General features: G+C 42.2%; 14 protein-coding genes. 11 read left to right on the top strand and 3 right to left on the bottom strand.

The window, feature by feature from the left end:
• The 3 genes from O3599_RS09420 to sstT all read right to left on the bottom strand — a co-directional run.
• Positions 1 to 569 (bottom strand): transposase family protein (locus O3599_RS09420; RefSeq protein WP_371512687.1); only part of this gene is annotated, 569 nt, incomplete at its 3' end.
• A gap of 114 nt (positions 570 to 683) precedes the next feature.
• A complete protein-coding gene (locus tag O3599_RS09415) occupies positions 684 to 1,640 on the bottom strand; it encodes an aromatic acid exporter family protein (RefSeq protein ID WP_247939290.1) in 957 nt (318 codons plus the stop codon).
• A 67-nt stretch (positions 1,641 to 1,707) separates the two neighbouring features.
• Entirely contained in the window at positions 1,708 to 2,913 is a 1,206-nt protein-coding gene (gene sstT / locus O3599_RS09410; protein ID WP_020902997.1) for a serine/threonine transporter SstT, read from the bottom strand.
• Between the two features lie 151 nt (positions 2,914 to 3,064).
• Here sstT and O3599_RS09405 point away from each other — a divergent pair, with 151 nt between their 5' ends.
• From O3599_RS09405 to O3599_RS09355, 11 genes are all read left to right on the top strand, one after another.
• Complete coding sequence (locus O3599_RS09405; protein WP_020902998.1) at positions 3,065 to 3,625, top strand: mechanosensitive ion channel family protein; 561 nt, start codon at positions 3,065 to 3,067, stop codon at positions 3,623 to 3,625.
• A gap of 57 nt (positions 3,626 to 3,682) precedes the next feature.
• Positions 3,683 to 4,588, top strand: coding sequence for a magnesium transporter CorA family protein (locus O3599_RS09400; protein ID WP_000242267.1), 906 nt, complete (start codon positions 3,683 to 3,685; stop codon positions 4,586 to 4,588).
• A 16-nt stretch (positions 4,589 to 4,604) separates the two neighbouring features.
• Positions 4,605 to 5,132 carry a YqeG family HAD IIIA-type phosphatase gene (locus O3599_RS09395; protein WP_023946540.1) on the top strand — a complete coding sequence of 176 codons (528 nt, stop codon included), beginning with the start codon at positions 4,605 to 4,607 and terminating at the stop codon, positions 5,130 to 5,132.
• A gap of 2 nt (positions 5,133 to 5,134) precedes the next feature.
• Entirely contained in the window at positions 5,135 to 6,241 is a 1,107-nt protein-coding gene (gene yqeH / locus O3599_RS09390) for a ribosome biogenesis GTPase YqeH (protein WP_000391192.1), read from the top strand.
• A 211-nt stretch (positions 6,242 to 6,452) separates the two neighbouring features.
• Entirely contained in the window at positions 6,453 to 6,764 is a 312-nt protein-coding gene (gene yhbY, locus O3599_RS09385) for a ribosome assembly RNA-binding protein YhbY (protein WP_000060169.1), read from the top strand.
• 50 nt (positions 6,765 to 6,814) lie between these two features.
• On the top strand, positions 6,815 to 7,444 hold the full coding sequence (locus O3599_RS09380) for a nicotinate-nucleotide adenylyltransferase (RefSeq protein WP_007517837.1): 630 nt from the start codon (positions 6,815 to 6,817) through the stop codon (positions 7,442 to 7,444).
• A complete protein-coding gene (yqeK, locus tag O3599_RS09375) occupies positions 7,444 to 8,037 on the top strand; it encodes a bis(5'-nucleosyl)-tetraphosphatase (symmetrical) YqeK (RefSeq protein WP_247939295.1) in 594 nt (197 codons plus the stop codon). The genes O3599_RS09380 and yqeK overlap by 1 nt, the downstream gene beginning before the upstream one ends.
• A complete protein-coding gene (locus O3599_RS09370; protein ID WP_247939296.1) occupies positions 8,038 to 8,538 on the top strand; it encodes a cysteine hydrolase family protein in 501 nt (166 codons plus the stop codon).
• Between the two features lie 12 nt (positions 8,539 to 8,550).
• Positions 8,551 to 8,904: a ribosome silencing factor gene (rsfS, locus tag O3599_RS09365; protein ID WP_001003005.1), complete on the top strand. Its 354-nt coding sequence runs from the start codon at positions 8,551 to 8,553 to the stop codon at positions 8,902 to 8,904.
• A 111-nt stretch (positions 8,905 to 9,015) separates the two neighbouring features.
• Positions 9,016 to 9,756 carry a class I SAM-dependent methyltransferase gene (locus O3599_RS09360; RefSeq protein ID WP_247939327.1) on the top strand — a complete coding sequence of 247 codons (741 nt, stop codon included), beginning with the start codon at positions 9,016 to 9,018 and terminating at the stop codon, positions 9,754 to 9,756.
• A 9-nt stretch (positions 9,757 to 9,765) separates the two neighbouring features.
• Positions 9,766 to 10,863 carry a nucleotidyltransferase gene (locus O3599_RS09355; RefSeq protein ID WP_247939297.1) on the top strand — a complete coding sequence of 366 codons (1,098 nt, stop codon included), beginning with the start codon at positions 9,766 to 9,768 and terminating at the stop codon, positions 10,861 to 10,863.
• Positions 10,864 to 10,953 lie beyond the last annotated feature (90 nt).

The following is a 10,953-nucleotide window of genomic DNA, read 5'->3' as shown; positions in this document are numbered from 1 at the left end:
ATGATAGCTTGTGTTCTTCCTTCAAGAACAGTGATGATATTAAGATTATCAAAATTTTGAGCAATAAAACTCATCTTTCCCTTAGTGAAAGCATACTCGTCCCAAGACATAATCTCAGGGAGGTACGAAAAATCAGGCTTAAAACGGAAGTCATTCAGCTTGCGAATAACAGTTGATGTTGAAATGGCTAACTGATGAGCAATATCGGTCATAGAAGTCTTTTCAATCAACTTTTGCGCAATCTTTTGGTTGATAATACGAGGAATCTGATGATTCTTCTTGACGATAGAAGTTTCAGCGACCATCATTTTTGAACAGTGATAGCACTTGAAACGACGCTTTTTAAGTAGAATTCTAGTAGGCATACCAGTCGTTTCGAGGTAAGGGATCTTAGACGGTTTTTGAAAATCATATTTCTTCATTTGACTTCCGCACTCAGGGCAAGATGGAGCATTGTAGTCCAGTTTGGCGATGATTTCTTTGTGTGTATCCCTATTGATGATATCTATAAATTGGATATTAGGGTCTTTGATATCGAGTAGTTTTGTGATAAAATGTAATTGTTCCATATGAATCTTTCTAATGAGTTGTTTTGTCGCTTTTCATTATAGATCTTATGGGACTTTTTTTCTACACAAAAATCGGCTCTATAATATCTATAGGGGATTTACCCACTACAAATATTATAGAGCCCCATATTTTTGGTAAAAGTCAACTTTTACTTGTATGAAGGTTTTGGCTTCACGTAGGAGTTGAAGAAGTGTGGCACGGGTTTCAAATTCCTCTCTTGTCTTGGGTAGACTGCGGTTCCGGAAGACTTCCAGATAACGTTCAATTTCATCTAGCAAATCAGAAGCGGGATTGGTCTGGCTTAGTTGGCCTGCAATTTTTGAAAAGAGTTGGGCTAAAATCAGGCTCTCACTGGCAGCTAGGTGACAGGTGTTGATTTGCTGGGCCATATTTCGCAGGATACGACTTTGTCGCTGTCTCATCTCAAAGTAGTGAATATGGTAATCAGTCTGGTGAAAGAGGTGGTCTGAGTGATCCAAATAGACCAGTCTGAGGGCTTCTTCCAAAAGAGTGTCTAATTCTTCCACCAGCTGTGCTCGGTTGCGTCCGTCCCCTCTGGATAAATAATATTTGAAGCGCTGGAGAATATCTTTTAACTTTTCTTCTACCAATGTGTGGTAGTGATGAATTTCCTCTTCTCGTGAAGGCATGTAGAGATTGACAAGTAAGGCAAATCCTGTACCGATTGCAAAGAGAAGGAATTCATTGACTAGAAGCTCTGGAGAGGTTGATTTTTGCACCAAGAGATGGCTAACCAAAACGCTACTTGGTGTGATGCCAATTTCCCAGCCCATCTTGTAGGCTAGAGGCACATAGAGGGCCAGATAGAGGCCAAGACTCCAGATATGAAATCCGCTCAAGTGAAAAGTCAAAACACCAATAGCTAGAGCTAGAAGCATGGAAAAGAGCCGATTGCGGGCCAGTTTTAAGGTACTTCTACGGGTATCGGATAGGCTCAAGAGGGCGATGATTCCAGCCGAGACAGCTGAGGAGAGATTGAGAAAGTAAGCAAGAAGGCAGGCAAGACAGGTAGCTAAGATGAGCTTAGTCGTACGTTGGCTAATAGACATAAGGATTTCCTAGTAAGTTATAATAAAAGCGGAAAAGACAAGACCTGAGCAGGCTTGTCTTTATGAGTTATTTTTTACGGGCTGCTGCGTATTCGGCAACAGCAGTAAAGAGGACATCTGTTGAAGAGTTAAGGGCTGTTTCACATGAGTCTTGGATGACCCCAATCACAAATCCAACCCCAACAACTTGCATGGCAATATCGTTAGAAATACCAAAAAGGCTACAAGCAACTGGGATAAGAAGGAGGGATCCTCCGGCAATACCAGAAGCACCACAGGCTGAGATTGCTGCTACTACACTGAGGACAAAGGCTGTGGCAAAGTCAACAGGGATTCCAAGAGTATTTACTGCAGCAAGGGTTAAAACGTTAATAGTAATCGCTGCCCCTGCCATGTTGATAGTAGAACCAAGTGGGATAGAAACAGAATAGGTATCTGGATCCAGACCGAGGTCGTGGCAAAGTTTCATATTGACAGGGATGTTAGCCGCAGAACTACGAGTGAAGAAGGCTGTAACACCGCTGACACGCAAACATTTCCAAACGAGGGGATAAGGGTTTCTCTTCATAAAGAGGAAGGCAATCAATGGATTGACAACCAGAGCGACAAAGAACATAGTTGTCACCAAGAGGGCAAGCAAGATTCCGTAGTTAGCTAGGCTTCCGATTCCCTTATCAGAGATGGTTTTGAAGACAAGACCAAGGATACCAAATGGAGCTAGATTGATGATCCATTCGACAATCTTAGAAGTCACATCAGCCATAGTTTTCAGCAATTCTTTACTATTTTTGCTGGCCTCTCTCATAGCAATCCCGAAAACAACTGCCCAAGATAAGATACCGATGTAGTTAGCAGTAACGAGGGCATTGACTGGATTGTCAACCAGTTTGAGCAAGAGATTGCTGAGGACCTGGCCAATTCCATCTGGTGGTGCGATTTCTGTATTGGCACTATTTAAGGTAATCTCAACAGGGACGATGAAGCTTGCTAGGACAGCAACAAGTGCCGCTGCAAAGGTTCCCACCAAGTAAAGGAGGATAACCGTTTTCATGTTGCTATCTTGACCCTTTTGATGTTGGGAAAGGGCATTGGCAACGAGGGCAAAGACTAGAATAGGTGCGATGGCTTTGAGGCCACCAACAAAGAGATCTCCAAGTAAACCAATTCCTGAAATGTTAGGAAGTGTCAGCCCTAGGGTTCCTCCAATAAGCATACCAATCAAAATCCGTTTGATTAGGCTTGCCTTATTCCAAGCATGAATGATTTTTTTCATAACAATCTCCTTTGTTGTGTAATGTTTATGATTATAGTATAAATATGAGCTAAAATCAAGAATTTTCTGTCTATTTTGGCTATTATTTTTGAATATTTATGGAGATTCATCACTTGTGAAAGTATGGTATAATAAATGAAAGGAGTTTTCTATGCAAGAATTTATTCAAACCTACCTCAATAAGCTTGATATAACAACGATTATTGAGAATATCTTAACCAAGTTAATTTCTCTGTTATTTCTATTTTTGCTATTCTATATAGCTAAGAAACTACTTCATACCATGGTGCAGAGAATTGTTAAACCTTCTTTAAAAATGTCTCGCCACGATGTCGGGCGTCAGAAAACCATCTCACGTCTGTTAGAAAATGTGTTTAATTATACCCTTTATTTCTTTTTACTTTACTGTATCTTGTCTATTTTGGGTTTGCCAGTTTCGAGTTTGCTGGCAGGGGCTGGGATTGCTGGGGTGGCTATTGGAATGGGAGCCCAAGGCTTTCTATCTGATGTCATCAATGGCTTTTTCATCCTCTTTGAACGTCAACTGGATGTGGGAGATGAGGTCGTTTTGACAAATGGTCCTATTACCGTATCGGGCAAGGTTGTCAGTGTCGGCATTCGAACAACGCAACTCAGAGGAGAAGATCAGGTTCTGCACTTCGTTCCCAATCGGAATATCACCGTCGTCAGCAATTTCTCACGCACAGACTAGACCTGTTATTTTAAGTAATTTGTGGTACAATAGAAAGAGTTTAATAAAGGAGAAAAGATGGTTTTAGAAAAGCAGTTGGGCAATGGTTGTACCTGGATAGACCTTGATGTGGATAAGATTAAAAATATGGAAGATCTTTCTGACATCTATGGATTGGACAAGGAAACCATTGAGTATGCTCTGGATAGAAATGAACGAGCTCATATGGATTATAACCGTGAAACGGAGACGGTAACCTTTATTTATAATGTTCTTGATTTAGAAAAAGACAAAGAATATTATGAAGCGATTCCCATGACCTTTATCGTCGAAAGACAACGAATGATTACCATCAGCAACCATAAGAATGCTTATGTCATTGATCAGATGTCAGCTTATCTGGATAGCCATGAGTCGCTTTCTATTTACAAGTTTCTCTTTGCTGGTTTAGAGATTATCAGTAACGCTTATTATCCTGTCATTGAAGAGATGGATAAAAGTAAGGACGAAATTAGTGCCTTGCTACGTCAAACTACAACAAAGAAAAATCTCTTCGCCCTCTCTGACTTGGAGACTGGTATGGTTTACTTGACAGCAGCAGCAAAACAAAATCGACTCCTCTTGGAACATATCCAGGGCCATGCTCTTTATCGGAGATTTAATGATGTCGAACGAGAGCAGTTTGATGATGCAATGATTGAAGCCCATCAGTTGGTGTCTATGACAGACTTGATTTCTCAAGTCTTGCAACAACTCTCAGCTTCTTACAACAACATCCTAAACAATAACTTGAATGATAGTTTGTCAATTTTGACTATTATCTCCGTCTTACTAGCAGTACTTGCGGTTATTACAGGTTTCTTCGGAATGAATGTTCCTCTACCATTTACAGAAGAGCCAAATGCTTGGATTTATATCTTAATGACTAGCTTGATTTTATGGGTGGCCTTATCTCAATGGCTGAAGAAAATTACTAGAAAATAAAAGAAAAGGAGCCAAAATGGTGATTGAAAACTACATGCCAGACTTTGCTGTGGAAGCAGTCTATGATCTGACAGTCCCAAGCCTGCAGGCGCAGGGAATCAAGGCTGTTTTGGTCGATTTGGACAATACCCTCATTGCTTGGAACAACCCTGACGGGACGCCAGAGATGAAGCAATGGCTACATGATCTTCGGGACGCGGGCATTCGCATCATTGTGGTATCAAATAACACTAAAAAACGCGTCCAACGAGCAGTTGAGAAATTTGGGATTGACTACGTTTATTGGGCTCTGAAGCCCTTCACATTTGGGATTGACCGTGCCATGAAGGAATTTCATTATGAGAAAAGTGAAGTGGTCATGGTTGGCGACCAGCTCATGACAGATATACGAGCAGCCCACCGTGCAGGCATTCGCTCGATTTTAGTCAAACCCTTGGTCCAACATGACTCGATCAAAACGCAGATCAACCGAGCTCGTGAGCGCCGTGTGAAGCGAAAAATCACTGAAAAGTACGGACCGATTACATATAAAAAAGGAATTTAACTATGGAAGAAATTCTCTGTATTGGTTGTGGAGCAACCATTCAGACGACAGATAAGGCTGGTCTTGGTTTTACCCCCCAGTCGGCACTTGAAAAAGGTTTGGAAACTGGCGAAGTCTATTGCCAACGCTGTTTCCGTCTCCGCCACTATAATGAAATCACGGATGTCCAGTTGACGGACGATGATTTCCTCAAGCTCTTGCACGAGGTGGGAGACAGTGATGCCTTGGTAGTTAATGTCATTGATATCTTTGATTTTAATGGCTCTGTTATCCCAGGCTTGCCACGTTTTGTCTCGGGCAATGATGTCCTCTTGGTGGGAAATAAAAAAGATATCTTGCCCAAGTCTGTTAAACCAGGCAAGATTAGCCAGTGGCTCATGGAACGTGCCCACGAAGAAGGACTTCGTCCAGTCGATGTCGTCTTAACTTCGGCCCAAAACAAACATGCTATTAAGGAAGTCATTGACAAGATTGAACACTACCGTAAGGGTCGTGATGTTTATGTGGTCGGTGTGACCAACGTTGGAAAATCAACTCTAATCAATGCTATTATCCAAGAAATTACGGGTGATCAGAATGTCATCACGACTTCGCGCTTCCCAGGGACAACCTTGGACAAAATCGAGATTCCGCTTGATGACGGTTCTTATATCTACGATACACCAGGGATTATCCACCGTCACCAGATGGCTCACTACTTGACGGCCAAAAACCTCAAGTATGTCAGTCCTAAAAAGGAAATCAAACCTAAAACCTATCAGCTCAATCCTGAACAAACCCTGTTTTTAGGAGGTCTCGGACGTTTTGACTTTATATCAGGAGAAAAACAAGGATTTACTGCTTTCTTTGACAATGAACTCAAACTCCATCGTACCAAACTTGAAGGCGCTAGTGCTTTCTACGATAAGCACGTCGGAACCCTTCTGACACCGCCAAATAGCAAGGAAAAAGAAGATTTTCCAAAATTAGTCCAGCATGTATTTAATATTAAGGAGAAGACTGACCTAGTCATCTCAGGCCTAGGCTGGATCCGCGTAACAGGAACTGCCAAAGTCGCCGTCTGGGCACCAGAAGGCGTCGCCGTCGTCACACGAAAAGCAATTATTTAAAATAAAATCACTGAGCGAACAAAGTGAGCTCATACAAAGATAGTTATTGCTGTGGTGTCTTGCCAATCTGTAGATTGGCAAGGGGCACAATTGAGACCAAGGCTCAATTGTGAGGTCAGGAAATCCATTTTTCAAAGATGAGATCTTTGGAAAATTAGTTCCGACCGTCCCTCACCACCTAAAATAACTATCAAAAAGCAAGGAAGAAATTATGTCATTAACATCAAAACAACGTGCCTTCCTCAACAGTCAGGCACACACCCTCAAACCCATCATTCAAATCGGGAAAAATGGACTTAACGACCAAATCAAAACCAGCGTCCGTCAAGCTCTTGATGCCCGCGAATTGATTAAAGTAACGCTCTTGCAAAATACAGATGAAAACATTCACGAAGTAGCTGAAATCTTAGAAGAAGAAATCGGTGTGGATACAGTCCAAAAAATTGGACGCATCTTGATTTTGTTTAAACAATCCAGCAAGAAAGAAAATCGTAAGATTTCTAAAAAAGTCAAAGAAATCTAAAAACCTACTCCAAACAACTGTTTTTACAGAGAAATAAAGGAGACTAGCCTATGGCAATCGAACTATTGACTCCCTTTACCAAGGTAGAGTTGGAGCCAGAAATCAAGGAGAAAAAACGCAAACAAGTCGGGATTTTAGGGGGAAATTTTAACCCTGTTCACAATGCCCATCTAATTGTTGCGGATCAAGTGCGCCAGCAGTTGGGACTAGATCAAGTTCTGCTTATGCCTGAATACCAACCTCCTCACGTAGATAAAAAAGAAACCATCCCTGAACACCATCGTCTCAAGATGCTTGAGTTGGCTATTGAGGGGATTGAAGGACTAGCTATTGAAACCATTGAGTTGGAGCGCAAGGGCATTTCCTATACATATGACACCATGAAGATTTTGACAGAGCAACATCCAGATACGGATTATTACTTTATCATCGGTGCCGACATGGTGGACTATCTGCCTAAGTGGTACCGAATTGATGAACTGGTTGACATGGTTCAGTTTGTGGGGGTTCAGCGCCCACGCTACAAGGCAGGGACTTCCTATCCAGTTATCTGGGTGGATGTGCCTCTCATGGATATCTCATCCAGCATGGTGCGTGACTTCCTTGCCCAAGGTCGGAAACCCAACTTTCTCCTGCCTCAGCCTGTGCTAGACTACATCGAGAAGGAGGGTCTCTACTGATGGCCTATCAAGACTATATCAACTGCTCCCGTGAGGCTTTGTTGGAAAAAATGGCAGAGCTTCTACCTGAAAAACGCTTAACCCATTGCTTGGGTGTGGAGCGTGCAGCCATAGAACTGGCTCAGCGATTTGGAGTTGATACCGAGAAAGCAGGTCTTGCAGGTCTTCTCCATGATTATGCTAAGAAGCTGTCAGATCAGGAATTTCTTGAATTAATTGACCGTTATCAGCTAGACCCTGATCTCAAAAACTGGGGCAATAATGTCTGGCATGGAATGGTTGGCATTTACAAAATTCAGGAAGATTTGGAGCTGTATGATTCAGAAATCCTGCGAGCTATTGAAATCCATACAGTCGGTGCTGACCAGATGACAGACCTAGATAAAGTCATCTACGTCGCAGACTATATCGAGCATAATCGCGCCTTTCCAGGAGTAGATGTGGCGCGTGAGATTGCAAGTCTATCACTTAATAAGGCGGTGGCCTACGAAACAGCTCGTACCGTGGAGCATCTAGCTCATCAGAGATTTCCCATCTATCCCCAAACCCTTGAAACCTATAACGCCTTTGTGCACTATTTGAAAGAGGACTAAATGAAGACGGCTTTTATAATCATTGATGTTCAGAATATTTTAGTGGAAACCGGTTTTCAGACAAATAGTCTATTGGAAAAAATTTCTTATTTACAAAACCATGCTAGAAGTAAGAATATCGAAATTATCTATGTTCAACATATTGAGAATCCTGAAGCCCAAACATCAGAAGATTGGCAGTTATCTGCGCTTTTAAATCGAAAGCCTGATGAAAAGGTCTTTCAGAAGAAGTATAATAGTATTTTCAAAGAAACTGGCTTAAAAGAATACTTGGATAAACAGGGGATTGAAAAATTAGTTTTATGTGGCATGCAGACAGAATATTGTGTGGATACCTCTGTCAAGGTTGCCTTTGAATATGGCTATAAGCTGATTATTCCAGAAGGTGCTGTCACAACCTTTGATGGGAAAGACATTACAGCAGAAACGATAAATGAATTTTATGAGGGCATTTGGGAGGGGCACTTTGCAGATGTCCTAGATTACAAACATATTTTCTAGAAAGAGGACTAAATGAACGAAAAAGAATTATTAGAACTAGTCGTGAAAGCGGCTGATGAGAAACGTGCGGAGGATATCCTCGCACTTGATGTACAAGATTTGACCAGCGTGACAGACTACTTTGTTATCACTAGCTCAATGAATAGCCGTCAGTTGGACGCTATCGCTGATAATATCCGTGAAAAAGTAGCGGAAGCAGGATTTAAAGGCAGTCATGTCGAAGGCGACGCAGCAGGAGGTTGGGTCTTGCTGGACCTTGGTGCTGTCGTTGTGCATGTCTTTTCAGAAGAAATGCGTGCCCACTATAACCTAGAAAAACTATGGCATGAGGCGGATTCAGTAGATATTTCAGAAGCTCTTGCTTAGAAGATGAACTCAGTTGTAGTCAACTGGGTTTCTTTACTTATTTTAGAAGGAAATGGATAGAAAGGTATAGGGCGAGTGGTGTTTGCCATGGAAGCTCTTGGTATCATGATTATGGCGACTTATGAAACCTTTGCGGCGGTCTATGATGCGGTTATGGACGATAGTTTATATGATAAATGGACGGACTTTTCTCTGCGTCATTTGCCTAAGACCAAGGAGAGAAAGAAACTCTTGGAATTGGCTTGTGGGACAGGAATTCAATCTGTGCGCTTCTCTCAGGCTGGTTTTGATGTGACTGGACTTGACTTGAGTGGGGATATGTTGAAGATTGCTGAAAAGAGAGCGACTTCAGCCAAACAAAAGATTGACTTTATTGAAGGCAATATGCTGGATTTGTCCAAGGCAGGTCAATATGACTTTGTCACTTGTTATTCGGACTCAATCTGCTATATGCAAGATGAGGTGGAAGTCGGGGACGTCTTTAAGGAAGTGTATAATGCCCTTAATGAAGATGGAGTTTTCATCTTTGACGTGCATTCGACTTACCAGACGGATGAAATTTTTCCAGGCTATTCCTACCATGAAAATGCGGAAGATTTTGCCATGCTCTGGGATACTTATGAGGACGAAGCTCCTCACTCCATTGTGCATGAGTTGACTTTCTTTATCAAGGAGTCTGACGGATCCTTTAGTCGTCACGATGAAGTACATGAGGAGCGGACCTATGAGGTCTTGACCTATGACATTCTGCTGGAACAGGCTGGATTCAAGTCCTTCAAACTCTATGCAGACTTTGAAGACAAGGAGCCAACAGAAACTAGCACCCGTTGGTTTTTTGTCGCGCAGAAGTAGGAGAACATCATGACCATCACAGGTATTATCGCGGAGTTCAATCCTTTTCATAATGGCCATAAATACCTGCTGGATCAGGCAGAGGGATTGAAAATCGTTGCTATGTCTGGGAATTTCATGCAACGTGGAGAGCCTGCTATCGTAGACAAGTGGACTCGGGCCCAGATGGCGCTGGAAAACGGAGCAGATTTGGTGGTTGAATTGCCCTTTCTAGTCAGTGTTCAGGCGGCAGATTTCTTTGGCCAAGGAGCTGTGGATATCTTGGCTAGGTTGGGCATAGATAGCCTCGCTTTTGGGACAGAAGAAGTTCTAGATTATCAAAAAATCGCTGATTTATACACAGAGCAGGGTGCTGAGATGGAGCAATTTGTGGAAAATCTGCCTGATTCCCTTTCCTATCCCCAGAAAACCCAGACCATGTGGAAGGAATTTGCAGGTCTTGATTTTTCAGGTAATACACCCAATCATGTCCTTGCTCTGGCCTATGTCAAGGCAGTTGCAGGACGAGACATCAAACTTGAGCCAATTCAGCGTCAGGGGGCAGGCTACCATTCTGTGGACAAGGATGTGGACTTTGCTTCGGCAACAGCCCTCCGTCAGCACCAGAGGGACAAAGATTTCTTAGAACGCTTTATGCCTTCTGTTACCCTTTTTGAGCAGGCCAGTAAGGTGAGCTGGGAAGACTATTTTTCCTTGCTACGCTATCAAATATTGTCAAATCCCGACCTAACCAGCATCTATCAGATCAATCAAGAAATGGCTGTGCGCATTAATGAAGCTATTAAAACAGCACAGTCTGTAGAAGAATTAGTCGATGCAGTTGCGACCAAACGTTACACCAAGGCGCGTGTCAGACGCCTTTTGACCTATATTTTGGTGCAAGCTAGAGAAAGTGATTTGCCAGAAGGGATTCATGTCCTTGGATTTACTGAAAATGGCAGACAACACCTTAAGTCTCTGAAAGTACAGGTTAATCTAGTTAGCCGAATTGGAAAAGAACCTTGGGATGTCATGACTCAAAAGGCAGACCAGATTTACCAACTGGGAAATCTAAGTATAGCAGAGCAGAATTTTGGAAGAGTACCGATAAGAATAGAAACAAACTAAGTCTACTGAAAGGTGGACTTTTTCTCAAGTCTCTACTAAACTACTATTTCTAAATAACAAGTTTATTTTAGCAAACGCGTTCCAAATTCC

The organism is Streptococcus sp. 27098_8_103 (assembly GCF_041432345.1).
Lineage (GTDB): Bacteria > Bacillota > Bacilli > Lactobacillales > Streptococcaceae > Streptococcus > Streptococcus mitis_BV.
Note: the sequence above shows the minus strand (reverse complement) of the source record. Positions and strands in the feature narration are given on the sequence as shown.